This is a genomic window from Mesobacillus stamsii (assembly GCF_030814065.1).
GTDB lineage: Bacteria > Bacillota > Bacilli > Bacillales > Cytobacillaceae > Mesobacillus > Mesobacillus stamsii.
In genome coordinates this window covers 212,812-232,224 of record NZ_JAUSUN010000004.1, presented here as the reverse complement: position 1 = coordinate 232,224, position 19,413 = coordinate 212,812, and the positions used below count along the sequence as shown (strand labels likewise).

General features: G+C 39.7%; 18 protein-coding genes, 1 tRNA gene, 1 rRNA gene and 1 riboswitch. Of the genes, 6 read left to right on the top strand and 14 right to left on the bottom strand.

What is annotated here, in order from left to right; genetic code table 11:
- The 3 genes from J2S25_RS05215 to J2S25_RS05205 form a co-directional block, all read right to left on the bottom strand.
- Positions 1–1,015 (bottom strand): 16S ribosomal RNA (locus J2S25_RS05215); the annotation flags it as partial.
- Between the two features lie 332 nt (positions 1,016–1,347).
- Positions 1,348–1,890, bottom strand: coding sequence for a GNAT family N-acetyltransferase (locus tag J2S25_RS05210; RefSeq protein ID WP_307191417.1), 543 nt, complete (start codon positions 1,888–1,890; stop codon positions 1,348–1,350).
- Positions 1,891–1,905: 15 nt separating this feature from the next.
- Positions 1,906–2,814: a DMT family transporter gene (locus J2S25_RS05205; protein ID WP_307191416.1), complete on the bottom strand. Its 909-nt coding sequence runs from the start codon at positions 2,812–2,814 to the stop codon at positions 1,906–1,908.
- A 165-nt stretch (positions 2,815–2,979) separates the two neighbouring features.
- Here J2S25_RS05205 and J2S25_RS05200 point away from each other — a divergent pair, with 165 nt between their 5' ends.
- Together J2S25_RS05200 and J2S25_RS05195 are read left to right on the top strand one after the other, a co-directional pair.
- A complete protein-coding gene (locus tag J2S25_RS05200; RefSeq protein ID WP_439117486.1) occupies positions 2,980–3,663 on the top strand; it encodes an MgtC/SapB family protein in 684 nt (227 codons plus the stop codon).
- A 107-nt stretch (positions 3,664–3,770) separates the two neighbouring features.
- Positions 3,771–3,843: transfer RNA gene (locus J2S25_RS05195), tRNA-Ala, on the top strand.
- Between the two features lie 116 nt (positions 3,844–3,959).
- Here J2S25_RS05195 and J2S25_RS05190 read toward each other — a convergent pair.
- Positions 3,960–4,466, bottom strand: coding sequence for an NUDIX hydrolase (locus J2S25_RS05190; protein WP_084221678.1), 507 nt, complete (start codon positions 4,464–4,466; stop codon positions 3,960–3,962).
- Positions 4,467–5,951: 1,485 nt separating this feature from the next.
- Between J2S25_RS05190 and J2S25_RS05185 the strand changes: the two genes are divergently transcribed.
- Positions 5,952–6,266 (top strand): hypothetical protein, encoded by a 315-nt coding sequence (locus tag J2S25_RS05185; RefSeq protein WP_307191414.1) that lies wholly within the window; start codon positions 5,952–5,954, stop codon positions 6,264–6,266.
- 116 nt (positions 6,267–6,382) lie between these two features.
- On the opposite strand, the gene J2S25_RS20035 is transcribed toward J2S25_RS05185, so the two are convergent.
- Entirely contained in the window at positions 6,383–6,529 is a 147-nt protein-coding gene (locus tag J2S25_RS20035) for a transposase (protein WP_369293527.1), read from the bottom strand.
- Positions 6,522–6,683: a transposase gene (locus J2S25_RS20030; protein ID WP_369293526.1), complete on the bottom strand. Its 162-nt coding sequence runs from the start codon at positions 6,681–6,683 to the stop codon at positions 6,522–6,524. The genes J2S25_RS20035 and J2S25_RS20030 overlap by 8 nt, the downstream gene beginning before the upstream one ends.
- Before the next feature lie 772 nt (positions 6,684–7,455).
- On the opposite strand from J2S25_RS20030, the gene J2S25_RS05180 reads away from it, so the two are divergent.
- A complete protein-coding gene (locus tag J2S25_RS05180; protein WP_307191413.1) occupies positions 7,456–8,562 on the top strand; it encodes a CotS family spore coat protein in 1,107 nt (368 codons plus the stop codon).
- Positions 8,550–9,938 carry a glycosyltransferase family 4 protein gene (locus tag J2S25_RS05175; RefSeq protein ID WP_307191412.1) on the top strand — a complete coding sequence of 463 codons (1,389 nt, stop codon included), beginning with the start codon at positions 8,550–8,552 and terminating at the stop codon, positions 9,936–9,938. The genes J2S25_RS05180 and J2S25_RS05175 overlap by 13 nt, the downstream gene beginning before the upstream one ends.
- A 55-nt stretch (positions 9,939–9,993) precedes the next feature.
- On the opposite strand, the gene J2S25_RS05170 is transcribed toward J2S25_RS05175, so the two are convergent.
- The 4 genes from J2S25_RS05170 to J2S25_RS05155 all read right to left on the bottom strand — a co-directional run bounded on the left by J2S25_RS05170 (position 9,994) and on the right by J2S25_RS05155 (position 14,610).
- Positions 9,994–11,172 (bottom strand): glycosyltransferase family 4 protein, encoded by a 1,179-nt coding sequence (locus J2S25_RS05170; protein WP_307191411.1) that lies wholly within the window; start codon positions 11,170–11,172, stop codon positions 9,994–9,996.
- Complete coding sequence (locus tag J2S25_RS05165) at positions 11,169–12,125, bottom strand: NAD-dependent epimerase/dehydratase family protein (RefSeq protein WP_307191410.1); 957 nt, start codon at positions 12,123–12,125, stop codon at positions 11,169–11,171. The genes J2S25_RS05170 and J2S25_RS05165 overlap by 4 nt, the downstream gene beginning before the upstream one ends.
- The gene (locus J2S25_RS05160; protein WP_307191409.1) at positions 12,125–13,402 is read right to left on the bottom strand and encodes a UDP-glucose dehydrogenase family protein; all 1,278 of its coding nucleotides are present in this window, start codon (positions 13,400–13,402) and stop codon (positions 12,125–12,127) included. The genes J2S25_RS05165 and J2S25_RS05160 overlap by 1 nt, the downstream gene beginning before the upstream one ends.
- Before the next feature lie 125 nt (positions 13,403–13,527).
- Positions 13,528–14,610 carry a CotH kinase family protein gene (locus J2S25_RS05155; protein ID WP_307191408.1) on the bottom strand — a complete coding sequence of 361 codons (1,083 nt, stop codon included), beginning with the start codon at positions 14,608–14,610 and terminating at the stop codon, positions 13,528–13,530.
- 155 nt (positions 14,611–14,765) lie between these two features.
- Here J2S25_RS05155 and J2S25_RS05150 point away from each other — a divergent pair, with 155 nt between their 5' ends.
- A complete protein-coding gene (locus J2S25_RS05150) occupies positions 14,766–15,104 on the top strand; it encodes a hypothetical protein (protein ID WP_307191407.1) in 339 nt (112 codons plus the stop codon).
- 94 nt (positions 15,105–15,198) lie between these two features.
- On the opposite strand, the gene J2S25_RS05145 is transcribed toward J2S25_RS05150, so the two are convergent.
- The 4 genes from J2S25_RS05145 to J2S25_RS05130 form a co-directional block, all read right to left on the bottom strand.
- Positions 15,199–15,942, bottom strand: a complete 744-nt coding sequence (locus tag J2S25_RS05145) for an amino acid ABC transporter ATP-binding protein (protein WP_307191406.1) — start codon at positions 15,940–15,942, stop codon at positions 15,199–15,201.
- Positions 15,943–15,958: 16 nt separating this feature from the next.
- Positions 15,959–16,696 carry an amino acid ABC transporter permease gene (locus J2S25_RS05140; protein WP_044396020.1) on the bottom strand — a complete coding sequence of 246 codons (738 nt, stop codon included), beginning with the start codon at positions 16,694–16,696 and terminating at the stop codon, positions 15,959–15,961.
- A 60-nt stretch (positions 16,697–16,756) separates the two neighbouring features.
- Positions 16,757–17,593 carry a transporter substrate-binding domain-containing protein gene (locus tag J2S25_RS05135; protein ID WP_307191405.1) on the bottom strand — a complete coding sequence of 279 codons (837 nt, stop codon included), beginning with the start codon at positions 17,591–17,593 and terminating at the stop codon, positions 16,757–16,759.
- A 109-nt stretch (positions 17,594–17,702) separates the two neighbouring features.
- Positions 17,703–17,884, bottom strand: a riboswitch (Lysine riboswitch).
- 166 nt (positions 17,885–18,050) lie between these two features.
- Positions 18,051–19,301 carry a dicarboxylate/amino acid:cation symporter gene (locus J2S25_RS05130; protein WP_307191404.1) on the bottom strand — a complete coding sequence of 417 codons (1,251 nt, stop codon included), beginning with the start codon at positions 19,299–19,301 and terminating at the stop codon, positions 18,051–18,053.
- Positions 19,302–19,413 lie beyond the last annotated feature (112 nt).

Here is a 19,413-nt window from a genome sequence, read left to right as displayed (position 1 = left end):
TTGTCAGAGGATGTCAAGACCTGGTAAGGTTCTTCGCGTTGCTTCGAATTAAACCACATGCTCCACCGCTTGTGCGGGCCCCCGTCAATTCCTTTGAGTTTCAGCCTTGCGGCCGTACTCCCCAGGCGGAGTGCTTAATGCGTTTGCTGCAGCACTAAAGGGCGGAAACCCTCTAACACTTAGCACTCATCGTTTACGGCGTGGACTACCAGGGTATCTAATCCTGTTCGCTCCCCACGCTTTCGCGCCTCAGCGTCAGTTACAGACCAGAGAGCCGCCTTCGCCACTGGTGTTCCTCCACATCTCTACGCATTTCACCGCTACACGTGGAATTCCGCTCTCCTCTTCTGCACTCAAGTTCCCCAGTTTCCAATGACCCTCCCCGGTTGAGCCGGGGGCTTTCACATCAGACTTAAGGAACCGCCTGCGCGCGCTTTACGCCCAATAATTCCGGACAACGCTTGCCACCTACGTATTACCGCGGCTGCTGGCACGTAGTTAGCCGTGGCTTTCTGGCCAGGTACCGTCAAGGTACCGGCAGTTACTCCGGTACTTGTTCTTCCCTGACAACAGAACTTTACGACCCGAAAGCCTTCATCGTTCACGCGGCGTTGCTCCGTCAGACTTTCGTCCATTGCGGAAGATTCCCTACTGCTGCCTCCCGTAGGAGTCTGGGCCGTGTCTCAGTCCCAGTGTGGCCGATCACCCTCTCAGGTCGGCTACGCATCGTCGCCTTGGTGAGCCATTACCTCACCAACTAGCTAATGCGCCGCGGGCCCATCTGTAAGTGACAGCGAGAAGCCGTCTTTTAGCTTTCGCTCATGAGAGCAAAAGGATTATCCGGTATTAGCTCCGGTTTCCCGAAGTTATCCCAGTCTTACAGGCAGGTTGCCCACGTGTTACTCACCCGTCCGCCGCTGATCTTCAAAAGCAAGCTAATGAAGATCCGCTCGACTTGCATGTATTAGGCACGCCGCCAGCGTTCGTCCTGAGCCAGGATCAAACTCTCCAAAAAAGAGTATGAGTTTAGCTCATAAGTTAAAACGTTGGCTCATGAGCTTCTATAATAGAAGCCATGATAATTGATTGTTTGTTGACGCTTGTTTGTTTAGTTTTCAAAGAACAATTTAGTTAGCTTATCGCCAGAAGCGACTTTATTAATATAACCTATTGATTCATTATTGTCAACATCGTTTTTTATTTTTCTTTCAATAAAACTCGAAGTTGCTTTTTAAAATCAATGTTGTTTTTTTGAAGCGAGATTAAATATATCATGTCCAAACTATGTTTGCAATATAATTTTAAAAGAAATATCACAAACAATCCTTATTATTAGTTTTTGCATTTCTAAATTAATTTTCCCACTACGATTTGTTTGAGTGATTTCAAATCATTCCATACATAAGCCAGCTCTACATATTCCTGTCCACCAATCTTGTCTATTTCTTCCCCTGCCTTATTAGGCTGAAGACTTTCATAGAACAGACGACTGTGATTTTGTTTAAGCACCCAAACCAGCATGGATGTATAATTTTGCTCTAGTAATGCTTCAATTCCTTCACGCAGAAGCCTCAAGCCCAGTTTTCTTCTTTGGTTTGCTTTCAAAATGTAAATTGCATATAGTTCTCCATCTGCAGTAAACTTCCCTGTACGTTCCTTTCCAAAGGATGCAAAGCCCACTATTTCTCCACCTGGGTTTACCGCGACAAAAACCGGTGAAAGATCGGCCGTTTCAGACAAGTTTTTTTCCCACAACGGTTTCCTATCCTCAATTTTCAAAGAAGCTAAGTAATTTTGGCTTATGATGCCCTCATATGTTTCTTTCCAGCTTTCGACATGGACCTTGGCTATTCCTAGAGCATCTTCTTTTGTTGCCCTTCTTATTTGCATATACATCCCCTCCGATTATATTGAATTTATTTCTGCTCGCTTTTTCATCTTCATGTTTCTTTCATCTACTAAAAATAATGTTATTCCAGCAATAACAACTAACCCACCAGCAACTTGTGTCCAAATAACGTTTTCTTCTAACAAATAGTATGCAAGGGCAGTTGCTCCTACAGGTTCAAACAGGATTGCCATTGAGATAATCGAGGCGCTAAGCCATTTGATTGACCAGTTAAATAATGTATGTCCAAGCAAAGTCGGGATTAAGGCAAGAAGGACAAAATATACCCAGTCACTTGTCTCATAATGAAAGAACGAATCTCCAACTGCTAATACATAGAAGAACAGAGTGATTGTGCTAATGGCGTAAACAATGAATGTGTATGTTATAAGGGACATTCTTTTTCTGACCGTTTGCCCAAATAATAGATAAACGGTGACTAGCGCACAAGCAGCAATTGCCAAAAAGTCTCCAAACAAGGCGCTTCCGCTGATTTTAAAATCCCCCCAGCTGATGATGACACTCCCTGAAATTGCAATAATCCCACTAATAATTGCCTTAGCAGATATTTTCTCCTTAAAGAAAATATAAACCCCCGCAAACGCGAATAATGGCTGGAGTGTGACCAGTACAGTCGAGCTCGCTACCGAGGTATAGTTTAAAGATTCGAACCAGAGGATGAAGTGGAAAGCAAGGAACACACCTGATATCCCTGAAAACACCCAATCTTGTTTTGTAATAAGACGCAGCTCAGAAACATATTTTATAAGAAACACTGGCAACATAATTAACACCGAAAAAAATAACCGATAAAAGGCAATTACTCCAGATGGAGCAGAAGATACTTTAACTAAAATCGCTGAAGTTGACACAGCCACTACACCGATTGCAACAGCAAGGTATGGGTTCACTTTAGGTGTTTCCATTTCTCTTCTCCTTCTATTTAAACAATTTGAATACATGTATTTTACTATGGAACTGTTCTTTTAGCTCACTTTTATTAAAATTTTTCGTACAAAAGCGTTTATTTTCCCTTCACTAGGGAAAGTAAACACATCTTATTAGGGGCAGGAGATCACATGCTTTATTCTATGGATATGGAAATTTTAATAAAGTTAGGCATTTCTGCATTTCTGGGTCTAGTTATCGGACTAGAAAGAGAGATAAAGCGAAAACCGGTGGGGCTGAAAACAAGTTTGGTCATTTCAATTGTCAGTTGCCTTTTAACAGTAGTTTCTAGTGAATCTGCCTATATGTTTCCAGGCGATGAAGAGGTAAATATTACAATGGATCCTCTCCGTTTAGCCGCACAAATCGTTTCAGGCATCGGTTTTCTTGGAGCTGGAGTTATTTTAAGAAGAGGAAATGATACGATCTCAGGTCTCACGACAGCTGCGATGATTTGGGGTGCAGCTGGAATAGGAATTACTGTTGGTGCAGGCTTTTATTGGGAGGCAATAGCCGGGGTTGCGTTGCTGATTGTCAGCGTTGAATTGATACCATTTCTGATGACCTTCATTGGTCCAAGACAATTACGTGAGAAGGAAATACGACTTCAATTCAATGTGACTTCTAGAGAAAGCATCGCTGATATTATCACAAAGATTAAGTCAGAAAAAATCTCTTTGAAAAACGTGCGGATCAAAGATTTAGCAGATGAAAACCAACTTGTACAGCTGATCGTGACTGTCGATTTCAGAAGGAAAACAACAGATGTTTATGAAGCTGTTTCGGAAATTGAAGGAATAAACCGAGTTGAAATTGAAGGATTGTAGGAAAAGCCGCTGGAATTGCGGCCTTTTTCAATTTAACAGTAAATTTTATCTTGCAAGTCCTTTGAGTTGGAGATATAATCTTTCTTGTACCTTATCTATTTAGATACGGGGGATTAGCTCAGCTGGGAGAGCGCAACGCTGGCAGCGTTGAGGTCAGGGGTTCGAGCCCCCTATTCTCCATCACCGAAAACCCTTGCGCAGCAAGGGTTTTCTTCTATTTGTATGATTAGAATAAGGCTGCCGCAATGACCGCCTATATCTTCGGTCCTTGCACCCGTTAGTGCAACCAGATATAGTTATTTGTGAGAAAGATTTTTTAACCACTTCTCGTTCCACTGAAAATAAAGTTCACTATTTTTACTTTGTAGAAATAAATCTTTAGGGTAAGGTAAAGCGAGTTCAGGCATATTACTCGGATTAAAATATTGAAGTTCAGCCGTTTCGTTATCTATTGGAATTAATTCACCGCTTTGAATAACGCAATCAAACATAAAGACGTTATACTCCACTTGATGACCATTAGGATATTGGTAACGAAAGTCTTTTCCACCAAATACGCCTAATAACTTTTTTGGTACAACATATAAACCTGTCTCTTCCCATACTTCACGAACTACTGCTTCGGCAGGTGCTTCTCCAAGTTCAATGGCACCAGCAGGAAGACTCCACTTTTCGCCATTTCCTTTGTGTTGTAATAAAATTTCTCCCAAGTCGTTTCGAACAATTCCTGCTACACTTGGCATAAAAATCAGTCCATTACCGACTTTTTCTCGGAGTTTTTTATAATAATCCGACATTCCCATTTTCCATACCACCTTGAGTTATATGTGTTACAAAGTAAACTCTCCCCAATATACAAAATCACCTGTTGTTCTTCAACTAAATTGCCCTGTTTGTTCCATAAAGAATTCAACAGATCAAAACCACCAGTGTGAACTGGTGGTTTGCTCTGCGGCTGAAAGCCTCTCTTACCGGCCTATGCCTAAAAGGCCCGCTGATAGAGTTTCCGCCTGCACCACATTCACTCACTAATTCTAAAGAATTTCACTATTTTTTCTTATTTTTTCTCCTCGTAAATGGTTTTTGCTTCATGGATATTTCACCTTTTTGGTCACATTAATCTCTTATGATTTGTTTGATGCTCTTTTAATTTCCCATAAATGATTTGTCTTCTGTGCTGAGCTGAAGATGGACTTTCCTTAGCACAAAGATATAACGTCTTCCAGAGTTCTTGAGCTTTATCCATATTGGTGTAGTTAGCCATTTTCTTGGACATTCACTGACTCTTACCTCCTTTGGACATATGAACGAAGTAGGGTACTGGCATTCGCCGTCCTTCCCTAGACAATGTTGTGTTGTCATTGTCATTGTCATCATTGGTACTATGTCCCCTTCCGACTCCCTCTCATCCCTTCACCATTTCGTTTCCACTTATAGGTTTCCACTTTACTTTCATTAGAAAGTGATGAGGAGGGTCTCCCCAGTTCCGTTCATTACTTTCCTGACATGTCGTTCCCCTTACCCCGAGAGATTCTTCGGTGCTGCTTCCAAGTTCTGCACACCTTCTGTGGTCTTCGCCTACTATCCCAAGGCTCAACATCTCTTTGGCTGCCCGAGAGCAGATTCTTTTGACGAGACGGCAGGATTCACTTTAGGTTACAACCTGTCAGGTCGCTCGCACTCCGCGGAGGGAGTTACTTTGTCACAGGGCTTCAACCTTAGGATTTCTCCACCAGCTGCATGTCAGCTACTGAGCGTCTTGGCACTTACTCAGATTGGACTTTCACCAACTAGCAATTAACGGCTTGCCTGGGCACGCAAAATGAAAAGAGAATCCGAAAAAACACGGATTCCCTTGGGAGTTGATAAATTTTAACAAGAATGATTAAATTAATGCAGTTGTTTCCTGCTTGCGGATACATATTTTCAAATTTACTTGATTTTTTTACCCATTTCATTTTTTCTCACCTCCTTAAATTACAAAATCAACTATTGGAAGAGTAATAGTTCTTTTTTGAATCAAGTGATTTTTTTAAATTTAGTTTAATGTTATTATTCTGACAGATTTTTATAAACTCTTTTGATAGTTGTTCAATTACTTCAAATCCCGATTTAATGTAAAGGCGAGGGGGGATGAAAATGAGTATCTCTTAGCCAATCTTTATTCTGGGGCATTCGGCGAAGTTCCTGAAGATGATATTCCCCTCGTTAACCAAGTACTTAGAAAAAGTGGCGTTGAAACTGATAACCCCGAAGGAATAATTTCTGATTTAATTGAAGGAGGCTTCTTGGTTGAAGAAAATACAGATGAATTAAGAAGAGCTACTTACTTACACGAAACAGGTATTCATCGTACAGATAAATTATTTCTTACAATAATGCCTACTGAACAATGTAATTTCCGGTGTGTTTATTGTTATGAATCCTTTCTAAGAGGCTCTATGCTACCAGATATTCGCAAAGGTTTAATAAGTTTTGTTGAAAAGAAATCAAAAACAATTAATGATTATTTTGTCGACTGGTTTGGAGGCGAACCTTTATATCTACTTGGAACATATTTACTAATCACATTCAAATACCTCTTTTATAGTCTTTTATTTTAGAGCATTCAAAATATAAATTATACTAAAAAAAAGCAGCTTTATATTTTCTTAATTTTATAAATTCTATCACTTTGCTAAATTATCCTTCTTTTTCCAATGAGAAACTAAAATTTTTTTCATGTTATTTTTAAGATACTATTCTCATATCTACAGTTAGGTGACCTAATAAATAAACTACTTTCCCACAAGTGTTGCCCCCAATAGTTCTTTTTTAATTCCGGGAATTGATCTTGGAGGAGTCGTGATGATCCCCCTTTAGATATTGCAAAATTTTACTTGGCGCGAGACTGGGCGGCATGCTATTAACAAATGAATATGATCTTTCCCCACACTTCCTTGCAAAATCGTAATACCTCTTGCTTCGCACCCTTGTCGAATGAGTTCTCTTGTTCTTATTGCAATTGGTCCATATAACACCTTATACCTGTATTTCTTACCCAGATTACATGATATTTGATGTCATATACTGCATGACTATTCTTTTTATAACCGTCCATACTTTCACCACATCTATCAAGTATGGACATCGAAGGAGAAGGCTAAAAGCGGATACCGTCTAAAGACGGTGGAGTTAGACTCGTATTTGGAAATTTAAAAAAGCCAGTTAAGCTTTATCTTAACTGACCATTTTTGACCACATGCTTTTTAATAGTGCAAAAAACAGTGCACAGACTTATTTTATTTATTGAATTAGATTGACTTAGATTGTGTACAAAAATTCCACAAATCTTATAAATCAAGACTTAATTGATTTTAATTTAACTTATTTAACCCAGTTTTACTATTGGATTTCCTCTGGCATCGTTGAGGTCAGGGGTTCGAGCCCCCTATTCTCCATCATAGAAAAACCCCTTGCTATGCAAGGGGTTTTTCTATTTGTATGATTTTGAATTTGTTCTCGGATACCTGATCTCCATTATCCGAAAAGTCTTTTTCTAATCGTATCGCTACTTCTCCTTGAGGTCCTCATTAACGCGAAAGTAAAGATCTAGGTTAACGCTACTCTCGAATGTTCCAACCACTCCTGAACTAAACCAATTCAATGATGGAATATTCCTATCCCCAATACTGATGGACTTCTTTTAAAATCATTAAATTAATTATTTCCGTCCATGGATATAAGTCCACCCAATTTTTCTCCAATGGAATATACTACATAAATTAAAGAACCAGGAAGGGGAATGACTAGTTGGAACAACTTATTGCACCATGGGATTTAGATGGCAGCTTAGGCGATTTATATGTTCCGCCATATATAGAAGAAATGGCTCAACAAGTCATCAATAAATACGATTTTAAAGTAAATAATATGGAAGTTATTACCACGAAGGCGGATAAGGGCGGGCTAATATGGAAAATCAATACCACCAAGGGGCCTAAAAGTTTAAAAATACTCCACCGAAGGCCTACTAGGAGTTTATTCAGCATAGGAGCTCAAGAGTATTTAGTAAATGTAAAAAAGGCAAGAATTCCGGCAATTGTAAAGACAAAGACAGGTGCAAACACGGTGGAAATGGGAGGGAAAATCTGGTTTGTCGCCGATTGGATTGAACCGCTTACTCCAGTATCTGCCGACCTGGAAGGAGCGAAGTTACTGAGTCATGCGATTGGAGAGTTCAACGAGCTTTCCAAAGGCTATGTTCCTCCTAGAGGGGCAGAAACTTCTTCCCGGTTATATCGTTGGCCTAAAGCTTATAAAAAAATTAGTAAAAAAATCAACTGGTTTAAACATGTTGCCAATTTATATTCCGAGCTGCCAGCCAGCAAAACCATTTTAAATTCGGCGGATATGTTTGAGGAGCAAGCTAGAAAAGCATGGACCATGCTCGAGAAATCGAATTATCAAGCCCTAGTTGCCAAAGGAAATAAAGAATGGGGATTAGTTCACCAGGATTACGGATGGTCAAATGGACAAATGGGCCCAGGTGGGATGTGGATTATCGACTTGGATGGGGTAGCGTATGATTTGTCCATTCGGGATTTACGCAAACTCATTGGCGGCAGCATGGATGATTTAGGAAGATGGGATATTAATTGGGTTGTAGGAATGCTTGATGCATACAATGAAGCAAATCCGATTTCTGACGACTTACTTGAAATTTTATTAATCGATTTGTCGCTGCCTAATTTATATTATAAAAACGTAAAAGAAATATTGATTGATCCTGTCCTGTCTTTAAACAGCGAATTGGATTCTGTTGTTCAAAGGATTATTGAAATGGATCAAACAAAATGGCCGGTAATTGAACAAGTGCGTAAAGAATGGAGAGGGGGAAAACGGAAATGGAAGTCTTAATAGTTAGTACGGAAAAACTTCCAGTTCCGCCGGTAAAAGGAGGAGCAATTCAAACATATATCCATGGAACTTTGCCAGTTTTAAGAAAAAACCATTCGATCACCATAATTGGACGGGATGATGAAACATTACCTGATAAGGAAATAAAGGACGGGATTAAATATATAAGAGTTCCAGGAGGCTTACTAGAAACATACCAAGAAGGCGTAGTGAATTTTCTTAAAAACAATAAGTTTGACTTGATTCATATTTTCAATCGTCCTCGCCTTGTTTTACCAATACGGGAAGTGGCACCTCGTTCACGAATCGTTTTAAGTATGCACAATGATATGTTTAAGCGAGAAAAAATAGATCCTGAGGAAGCTCAGAAAGCAATCGATCAATTAGATAAGATCATAACCATCAGCAATTATATAGGAAAAGAAATAACAGACCTTTATCCTGATGCTAAACCTAAAATAAAAACAATTTATTCTGGTGTGGACTTGGATCGATTTGTTCCTGTTTATTCTGATAAAGGCAAGAAAATAAGGGCTTCCATGCGACGAGAACACAAGTTAGAATCAAAAAAGGTTATTTTATTTGCTGGGAGGCTGTCTGCAAACAAAGGGGCAGATATACTTCTGAGGGCTATGGAGCTCTTGGTTAAAAGGCACCCAAATGTGGCGTTGGTTCTTATGGGAGGCAAAGGTTTTAGTGATAACGGTATGAGTGATTACATTGCTTATATAAAAGCTATCGCGGACCGCCTAACCATTCCAGTCATAACAACTGGCTTTGTTCCGCCTGATCAAATTCAAAACTGGTTCATCGCTTCAGATATATTTGTTTGCCCTTCTCAATGGGAGGAACCGTTGGCACGAGTTCATTATGAGGCTATGGCAGCAGGATTGCCGATTGTTACTACTAACCGGGGAGGAAACTCTGAAGTCATTGAAGTTGGAAAAAACGGACTGATTGTCCAAAACCCAGAAGATCCTCAAGAATTTGCAAACCATTTATCAAAATTACTTTCAAATCCTGCTCTATGTAAAGAGATGGGACAATACGGAAGACGGATTGCAGAAAAAAATCATCACTGGGATCGAGTCATCAATGATATATCACAAGTTTGGAGTGAGATCGAGCATAAAATCAAAAATCACCTCGAAATAGGAAATCAATCGATAGTTAAAGCGGAAGATGATTATTCATCGCTGAGTGAGTTGGTAAGGTATTTATTAGGGGAAGAGTCCACTGAGAACGAGCCATCGATACCACGGATTGCTGATAAAGTTTCACAAGTTAAGAAAAAGTCAGGTCGAAAAAAACTACCATCAAAACCATGGTATAGCAGTGAAAAAACAGCTATAAAGGCAAACAAAATTTCATTTTAACCTAAATGAAAACCACCCGTTGAGACGGGTGGTTTTCTCTGTATGAACACTCTGATTAGAAAAAACGGAATAGCTGCTGCCTAAATCTTTTTTCGTTATTAGGTAACAAGTCGGAATAAACTTGGATCAATCGACTTGCCGTCTGCTTGAATTGAAAATTTGATTCGACTAATTTTCTTGCTTCCTTTGTAATTATTTCCACACTATCGGGATTCATCAAATAAAAATGGATTCCCTTTGCAAATTCGCTAACTTGATCGTACTTGTCAATTAAATAGCCTGTTTTTTTATGGGAAACCACCTCTGCATTTCCTCCCCTATTTGTAGTGATGACAGGTATTCCTGCTGCAAATGCTTCATAGTGAACTCGCGCTAATGGTTCTTGCCATTGCGAGGAGCAGACGAAAATATCACTCATCAAAAAAATGTTTGGGATTTCACTTGCTGCGATAAACTTTGTGAAAATAATTTTGTTTCCTAATGGTTCTGCTAATTTCTTTAAGTAGCGAATATAATGATTGATCCCATCATCGCTAAACCATTTCCCCCCAGCAATTACAAGAACCGCATCAGGATATTTTTTGGCGATAGCTTTAAATGCCGCTATGAGAAGATGGGGGCCTTTATTTTTGGTTAGCCTCCCAACAAATAAAATGACCTTCTTATCCTCGATATTATATTTTTTTCGATATTCCGTTCTGATCTCCTTGCCTTTCGAAGACCAAACAGGAGGATATTCCATTAAATTCACTCCAGAGTAGACTACTTTCACTTTGGATTCCGCTTCAGGAAAACGCTCCAAAACTGTTCGTTTTACATACTCGCTTACGGTAACAATCCTATCTACCAAGCTTATAATTTCTTTCCCTTGTTCCAAGGTTACTTTTTTTTCGGAAAGCATTTCGTTATGAAGTCCTAAAACGAATCGGCTTGTTGGAGTGGCTTTTTTATAAAGAGGGATGGTTAATGGCCGATTAAAAACATGAATAATGGGAAACTTCTTTTCCGCAAGTATTTTAGCAATATTCCTTTCGTAATGCTGGGGAGGTACACGGATGTATTGCACACCGTTACGTGTTTCATTATCAGGGAGGGATGGATCAGAGACTGAAATAATCGTTAATTCATAGTTATCCTTGAGATACGGGGTGACACCATCGATCATCATTTGGATAGCTCCACCCTTTACAGCAGGTGAAGGAAGCTTTTCTGTGCAAATTAAAGCGAGCCTCATTCCCCCACCTCCTTATAGAGTGCTTGTATATCCTTTACTTCATTAAGTAATCCTTCTTTTAAAGATACTTTTGGCTGGTAATGCAGAAGCTTCTCTGCTTTTGTGATATCAGCCCAAGTATGTCGCGGTTCCCCTCGAGTTTTCCCAATAAAGTCCATGGCCACTTTTTTGCCAGTCAGCTCTTCTAATACCTTGATCACTTCTAAAATGGATTTTCGTTCTTTTCCTCCTATATTAATTGTTTCACCGATGACATGGTCCCCATAAATAGCAGCAACCGTTCCTTCCACACAATCCCCAATATACGTAAAATCACGCGTTTGTTTGCCATCACCGTATATAGGGATGGGCTTATTCTTTAACATGTATTCAATGAACCGATGAAAAGCCATATCTGGCCGCTGTCTAGGTCCATAAACAGTAAAATACCGAAGGATCGTGATTGGAATGCCGTCGTTTTCACTGTAGACATTACATAAGTATTCTCCCGTTAGCTTTGTTACTCCATAAGGCGAAAGAGGAGAAAGAAAACTATTTTCCGAAACCATCCCTCTCTTTTCTCCATAGACGGAAGAAGTAGAAGCATAGACTAGCTTCTTTATAGAAACATCCTTACAAGCTTCCAACAGCCGTTGGGTGACGAGAATATTAGATTCTGCATACAATGGAAAATTATTACCCCAACTAGAGCGCACTCCTGGCATTCCGGCCAAATGACAAATCACATCATCTTTCGACATTACTTTTCCCCAGTCAATTTCCAATAAATTTTTATCAAGAAACGTAAAACGAGGATGATGCAGCAAATTTTTAAGATTTCTTCGTTTTACTTGTTTTAGAGCAGGGTCGATAAAACCGTCGATGCCGATCACCATATTCTGCTCATCCTTTAATAGCCTCTCACATAAATGGGATCCAATGAATCCAGCTGCTCCTGTAACGATAATCCTCATTATCTGGCCACCCCAATATAATGAAATTGATAACCGGCTACGTGATTTCGGTCAATAATATTCCGTCCATCCACTAAAATATTTCCCTTCATGAAGTCCTTTACCTTCTTCCAATCTACGCTTTTAAACTGGCTCCACTCGGTAGCGATGATTAAGGCGTCTGACTCTTTGACCGCTTCATACATATCTTCGTATACAGTAATCGCAGGATCGGATAACTGGACAATAGGATCAAATGCGTGAATCTCAGCCCCTTTTTCGAGTAATTTTTTGATTAATAGCAATGATCTTGATTCCCGAGTATCATCCGTTTCAGGCTTAAAAGCTAACCCCCAAACAGAAATCTTCTTCCCGTTGAGGTTCGTCAATTCATTCGTTAATTTTTCAAGGTACAAATTAATTTGAGAATCGTTTACATTTTGAACCGCCATTACTATTTCGGGAATAATGTCCTTTTGTTTCGCGGCATATTCTAAAGCACGGACATCTTTTGGAAAACAAGATCCACCGTATCCTAACCCTGCATGGAGGAAATAGGGACCAATTCTTTTATCTCTTCCTAATGCACTTGCAATATGGGAAATTTCCACATCATAGGCATCACAAATACGGGCCATTTCGTTCATAAACGATATCTTTGTTGCTAAAAAAGCGTTCGAGGCATATTTAATCATTTCAGCTCCCGTTAAAGAAGTAATAATATAAGGCGCATGTATTTTCGTATACAATTTTTTTATTGTTTCAATTGGCTTTTGCCTCTTTACCCCGACGACGATTTTGTCAGGATTCAACATATCAGCCAAAGCATTTCCTTCTCTTAGAAACTCTGGATTCGATACAATATCAAACATATTAGAGTCGATTCCTTTTTCCATTAAGGTTTGATGGATCCATTCATTTGTTCCTGGTATTACAGTACTTTTCGTGATAATTGTTTTATGAGAGTGAATCGACTGTCCGATTGAATCAATGACATCGTTAATCGCAGTCAGATTTTGGCTTCCGTCTTCATTAGCAGGAGTGCCTACAGTGATATAAATGATTGGACATTCTTTAATCCCATAATGAATATCTGATAAAAAATGCAACCTGCCTCTCTTTTTATTTCGATCGATTAGTGCCGATAAACCTGGTTCGTAAATGGGAACTTTCCCCTCGTTTAACTTCTCTATTTTTGTTTTGTCGTTATCAACACAATAAACATCGTGACCCAAGTCCGATAAAACGGTACCTGTAGTTAATCCCACATATCCTGTACCAATGACACAAATTTTCATCCTTATCATCCTCTTGCCCTACATTCATTTCTTACTATCTTATTTACATTAGTACGAAACGTGAAGGTTGAATAAGGATGAAAGCAGAAAAAGTGTGAGAACATGGGGAACCTCCATCTTCATCTTTATATTAGTTCATCAAGATGGTCCCTAAGATAATGATTGCGGTTTAAGATAAACTGCAAAATGAATTCTGGTTCTCTCTCAAATAATTCAATGTCAGTCATTTTGTATGGATCGAATGCTATATGGGGTCGTAACTTGTTATAAAGATTTGTAATCATTGGTTCTATTTTTTTGACTGTGAAATACTCCTCTACTATTTCTTCGAGCAGAAGTCGGTATTGAATACGGAATTCCTTCACATCAAGAATCCTTGCAGTTAGCGTATTAAATCCTTCTATAGGAACTTGATTGTATTTCATTGCTTTCCCATTCCAATTTCTACCGAATGTTGCATCGTAATCCCAAGGGATGTTTTCGTACAATCCAGTTTGACCATGTCGATAAAGTGCATAATTTTGAATGAATCCATCATAGTTCTGTGTACAAACTGCCCCACAAAGCCAAGTCAAATATTTTTTCACATCCAGGTATTCCCAAATTTCTTCGCCAAAATCATTTCTCGGGATGGAGTTAATTTTTATTATCAGCCTTTCTAAATCTAAGTCATCCTCTTCCTTTCCTAATTTTCGAACATACCCTGAGGTTAGTGATTCTTTTGGCTCTCCTTTTGTGGTTAATAATGAAAAATTACTTTGTCGATTTGATGCATAATAAATGGGGCCGTATGGCAGATGTCTCTTTTGCAGAAATACATCATCGACAGATTCAAGCTGTAAGTAGATTCCAGCAGGCTCTCCATTCAACTCGATTAAAACATGGTTGCAGTTAGGGGAAATGCTCCCAATCATCTTGAAAAAATCAAAAGATAACTTATTGCGAATGAAAGATGGATCACAAAATTCTGCGTTAAGATGCATTTCACGAGCTTCAAATTCTTCATTATATATCCCAAAGTTAATTTTATAAGATTTTTTCTGGAACTTCCGTGTGTGATTTCCACGATAAGTAATACCTGCATCATGAGAAAGGTTATTGGCAACTAATTGGCAAGAAATAGGCTCTTCATGCCAAATATTCCTTTCTAAAAATGTCAGGTGCTCACGATCCATAATAATATTCAGTTTAGGTATCTCATCATGCATCTGAAATCATAGCCTCCCTTGCTTTTATCCTATGAAAAAAAGGGCGTACATGATAATGAATTCCATGTAAGTTTAGTACCAATAAATAAAGAACCACATAAAATACACTACCTTAACTATTAAGGACATTTATTGAAAAGGTGGTATTTACTTTTATGGGAAAAGAAGAAATGTCAAGGCTTCTTAGAGGAGCAAGAGATTCAGGTCTTGATCGGTTCCTGATGAGAAACCCAGGATCGACTAGAACTCCTGAAGCTGAAGCTGAAGCTGGTTCTGGCTCAGGTTCTGGTTCTTGTTCTAGCTCCGGATCTGGTTCTGGTTCTGGATCCGGTTCAGGTTCCGGATCTGGTTCTGGCTCCGGTTCCGGATCTGGTTCCGGATCTGGTTCCGGATCTGGATCTGGATCCGGTTCAGGTTCCGGATCTGGTTCTGGCTCTTGTTCTGGTTCTGGTTCCGGATCTGGTTCTGGTTCTGGTTCTGGTTCTGGTTTATAAAGCAATTTTTAGGGGTAGATAATCTTCAATAGAACAAAAACAGGAAACCTTTAACGGGTTTCCTGTTTCACTTAAGTTAATCGCTAGTTTACATTTAATAGACCACTTTAAAAGTACGTTTCAAGAATTCTCTCGTTCTATCTTGCTGTGGATTATTGAAGATTTGTTCGGGACTTCCTTCCTCTGCAATAATCCCTTTGTCCATAAAAACGACACGATCTGATACTTCCTTCGCGAATTCCATCTCATGCGTTACAATCAGCATCGTAAGGCCGGACACCGCAAGTTCCTTCATTACTTTAAGGACTTCGCCAACCATTTCTGGGTCCAGTGCCGAAGTTGGTTCGTCAAACAGCAGGACGTCCGGTTCCATAGATAGCGCCCTGGCAATTGCTACCCGTTGTTTTTGGCCGCCTGATAACTGCTTTGGCTTGGCATTAATATACTGATCCATGCCAACAATCTTCAAGTATTTCATTGCTACCTTTTCGGCTTCTTCCTTTGAACGGCCTAATACTTTGATTTGGCCAACTGTACAATTTTTCAAGACATTGTGATTCGTAAATAAATTAAATTGCTGGAATACCATTCCTAAATGTCTGCGATAGGTTGGAATATCATGCTTATCATCTAGAATATTCTCTCCGTTATAGATAATTTCTCCACCGCTTGGTTTTTCCAATAGATTAATGCAGCGAAGAAGAGTTGATTTTCCAGATCCCGAGGAGCCAATGATCGTCATGACTTCTCCTTTATTGACTGAGAAGCTGATGTCTTTGAGAACTTCATGAGTGCCAAAGGATTTGTTAAGATGCTGTATATCAATTACTGTTTCCACACTCTCTCCTCCTTCATTACTTCGCTGGTTGCATTTCTTCGCCACGAACCATTGTATAGTTATCTGGTCCTTCTAGTCTTCTTTCAAAGTAAAGTAAAATTCGTGTTACAGCGAAGGTCATGACAAAATAGATCACACATGCAACAAAAAATGATTCGAAATATCTGAAGTTGTTACCTGCGACTGATTTTGTTAAGAAATACAATTCTGAAACGGAGATTACATTTAGAACGGAAGTGTCTTTAATATTGATTACAAACTGGTTGCCAGTTGCCGGCAGGATATTGCGAACCACCTGCGGAAGGACAACATTCATCATCGTTTGAAGATGATTCATACCTATTGCCTGCGCAGCTTCAAACTGTCCTTTATCAACAGATACAATTCCACCGCGAACAATTTCTGCCATGTAAGCCCCTGTATTAATGGAAACAACAATAAGAGCGGCAGCCATTACCTCTATATTCACACCGAATGCTAACGCAGACCCATAATATATGACCATAGCCTGAACAATCATCGGGGTACCCCGAAAAAACTCAATATATACCGACAGTAAAAAGTTCACGAAAAGGAGAAACCATTTTTTCACTCCGTGCTCCGGAGCGGGGATTGTACGGATTACCCCTGCGATTAAACCAATAATAGCCCCCACAACTGTACCGATCAAGGAAATATAAAGGGTAACTCCGGCTCCGCGAAGGAACATTTGCCAGTTTTCTGAAACGATCTTAACGATCCACTCTAAACTCATTTCCCTTCTCCTTTCACCATAAAACCGACTGTATAGTAGTACAGCCGGTTTTATGGAATGTTATTCTGCTGCAGGTTGATTCTTAATAGCAGCATCCATTATTTTTGTACGCTCATCCTCTGAGATGCCTTTTAAAATTTCGTTGATTTTGTCCGTTAACTCACTGCCTTTTTGAAGTCCAACAGCAATAGCAGTATCATCTTCTGAAGTTTTGAATCCATCTTCAAATTCCACCATCGCAAAGTTTTCGTTTGCAGCGGCAGCGCTGACAGCCTCCGGACGCTCCGAAACGTAGCCATCGATGATTCCAGATTCAAGCGCAACCCTCATTGCCGGGAAGTTGTCCATCGCTGTCTCTTTGGACACTCCTTCCATTTGGTCGATTACGGAATAATGGAAGGTATTTAATTGAGCAGTAACTTTAGCACCTTTAAAATCCTGGATGGAAGCCGCATCTTCGTATTTTCCACCTTTTTTAACAACCATTACTAGATTCGATTTATAGTAGTTGTCCGAAAAATCAATTGTCTCTTTACGCTCTGCTGTTGGGGACATCCCTGCGATAATTGCGTCAATCTTGCCTGAAGTCAATGATGGAACTAGTCCGTCCCATTCCGTTTTAACGACAACTAATTCTTTTCCTAAACCATCAGCGATTTTCTTTGCGATTTCGACATCATACCCGCCTGCATACTCAGAAGTTCCTGATATCTTCACTCCGCCATTTGAATCATCCTTCTGAGTCCAGTTGAATGGAGCATAACCAGCTTCAAGGCCTATCTTAAATGTATTGTCGTCAGATGAGCCTGATGCAGAATCGTTACCAGCACCACACCCTGCAAGTAAAATCATTGCTGAAAGCAGCAATGCTAAAAATAATGACCCCTTTTTTCTCATGTTCGTTCCTCCTTGGTTTAGTTAGAGCGTTTTACACACAACAAAAAGCGACCTGAGATAAACTCAGGTCGCATTATTGACAGATGCCCTAAAGTCCTCTCTTTTCCCAAAACGAGATAGCACAACTCAATAAACTGGGGAGTCCATTGAGACAGTCCTGCAGTTCTTAACTGCAGACCCAGCAAACAACAATGAGAATATTGCCCGCTTCGGCGACATTTCCTTCTCCATGGCATCAAAGCTTCTCAAACTCCGCCAAAGACTGTTAAATATCGCGCCTCTACCTCACTAGCAAAAGTGAGGTTAAATATTTAATTATAGTAACTAGGCTACAACAACCTTTCCGTTCTGTCAATCTAGTTCTTTTTGGAAAATCAAATAATCTATGTAACTTTCATTCAAAAAATGGGTAAAGCAGGCAGCTAAGAGGCTGCCTGCTTGGATAAATGTTCAAGGTTTATGCCGATACCTTGGAATGTACTGCCTCTGTTACGGGTGTGAACTCTCCTTCAGACTTAGAGATCACAACGGTTGCGACACCGTTGCCAATTAAGTTTGTAATAGCTCTGGCCTCTGACATGAAGCGGTCTACTCCGAGGATAAGCGCCATTCCTTCGACTGGTATGGATGGAAATACCGCAAGTGTCGCTGCAAGTGTCACGAAGCCGGAGCCTGTTACGCCTGCCGCCCCTTTTGAGGTAAGCATCAACACTCCTAGGAGGGTTATCTGCTGCCAGATGCTCAAGTCTACCCCATAGGCCTGAGCAATAAATAGTGCCGCCATCGAAAGGTAGATGGATGTTCCATCAAGGTTGAAGGAATAACCAGTTGGAAGCACAAGTCCTACAACGGGCTTGGAACAGCCATATTTCTCGAGTTTTTCCATCATTTTCGGCAAAGCTGCTTCCGATGATGATGTCCCAATGACGAGTAGAATTTCTTCTTTAATATACACAATGAATTTAAAGATATTAAACCCATGAAACTTTGCAATCGCTCCAAGGACAAGAAAAATAAAGATAGCCATTGTCAGGTAGACAGAACCCATCAATTTACCTAGGAAAAAGAGGGAACCAATGCCAAATTCGCCAATTGTATAGGCCATGGCTCCAAAAGCTGCAAGTGGAGAGATCTTCATAATGATATTAACAATTCCGAAGAAGACATCGGCGATTCTTTCAAAAAACTCTAAAATCGGCTTCCCCTTTTTGCCAATATGTGCCAGGGAAGTGCCGAATAGGATAGCAAGTAACAACACTGGCAGAAGTTGGCCTCCGGTAAATGCACCTATGAAACTATCCGGTACGATTGTTAGAATGAAATCCATGAATCCATGGCTAGTTTCCTCTGCTGCCTTTGTATATTGTGATACATCCCCTTCTCCTGCTTTCGCATCAATGCCATTTCCTGCTTTGATGACATTCGCAACGATTATTCCGATTGCGAGGGCAATACTCGAAACAATTTCAAAATAAATTAGCGCCTTTCCCCCAATCTTGCCGACCTTTTTTAAGTCTCCCATTCCTGCAATTCCAATGACAATCGTCAGGAAAATAATTGGAGCAATAACCATTTTAACAAGTTTAATAAAAATGTCTGCAAGCACCTTCAACTGCGAACCGATATCAGGAAAAATAAAACCGATCATAATACCGAGAAAAATACCAATAATCACCTGTGTAGTAAGACTCTTAAAGTTAATCTTCAAGCCAATTCCCTCCCCTTTGAGAAATTTTGAAAACGATTACATTTTCTTGGAATATTAATATATTACAATTTCGTGAACACGGAATCTAGTTTAATAAACTTTAAAAACTGTT

What these genes read in the sequence shown, in the direction of transcription:
- J2S25_RS05210 (WP_307191417.1), bottom strand. Translation starts at nt 1,890, where the DNA reads ATGCAAATAAGAAGGGCAACAAAAGAAGATGCTCTAGGAATAGCCAAG.
- J2S25_RS05205 (WP_307191416.1), bottom strand. Translation starts at nt 2,814, where the DNA reads ATGGAAACACCTAAAGTGAACCCATACCTTGCTGTTGCAATCGGTGTA.
- J2S25_RS05200 (WP_439117486.1), top strand. Translation starts at nt 2,980, where the DNA reads ATGGATATGGAAATTTTAATAAAGTTAGGCATTTCTGCATTTCTGGGT.
- J2S25_RS05190 (WP_084221678.1), bottom strand. Translation starts at nt 4,466, where the DNA reads ATGGGAATGTCGGATTATTATAAAAAACTCCGAGAAAAAGTCGGTAAT.
- J2S25_RS05175 (WP_307191412.1), top strand. Translation starts at nt 8,550, where the DNA reads ATGGAAGTCTTAATAGTTAGTACGGAAAAACTTCCAGTTCCGCCGGTA.
- J2S25_RS05170 (WP_307191411.1), bottom strand. Translation starts at nt 11,172, where the DNA reads ATGAGGCTCGCTTTAATTTGCACAGAAAAGCTTCCTTCACCTGCTGTA.
- J2S25_RS05165 (WP_307191410.1), bottom strand. Translation starts at nt 12,125, where the DNA reads ATGAGGATTATCGTTACAGGAGCAGCTGGATTCATTGGATCCCATTTA.
- J2S25_RS05160 (WP_307191409.1), bottom strand. Translation starts at nt 13,402, where the DNA reads ATGAAAATTTGTGTCATTGGTACAGGATATGTGGGATTAACTACAGGT.
- J2S25_RS05155 (WP_307191408.1), bottom strand. Translation starts at nt 14,610, where the DNA reads ATGCATGATGAGATACCTAAACTGAATATTATTATGGATCGTGAGCAC.
- J2S25_RS05150 (WP_307191407.1), top strand. Translation starts at nt 14,766, where the DNA reads ATGGGAAAAGAAGAAATGTCAAGGCTTCTTAGAGGAGCAAGAGATTCA.
- J2S25_RS05140 (WP_044396020.1), bottom strand. Translation starts at nt 16,696, where the DNA reads ATGAGTTTAGAGTGGATCGTTAAGATCGTTTCAGAAAACTGGCAAATG.
- J2S25_RS05135 (WP_307191405.1), bottom strand. Translation starts at nt 17,593, where the DNA reads ATGAGAAAAAAGGGGTCATTATTTTTAGCATTGCTGCTTTCAGCAATG.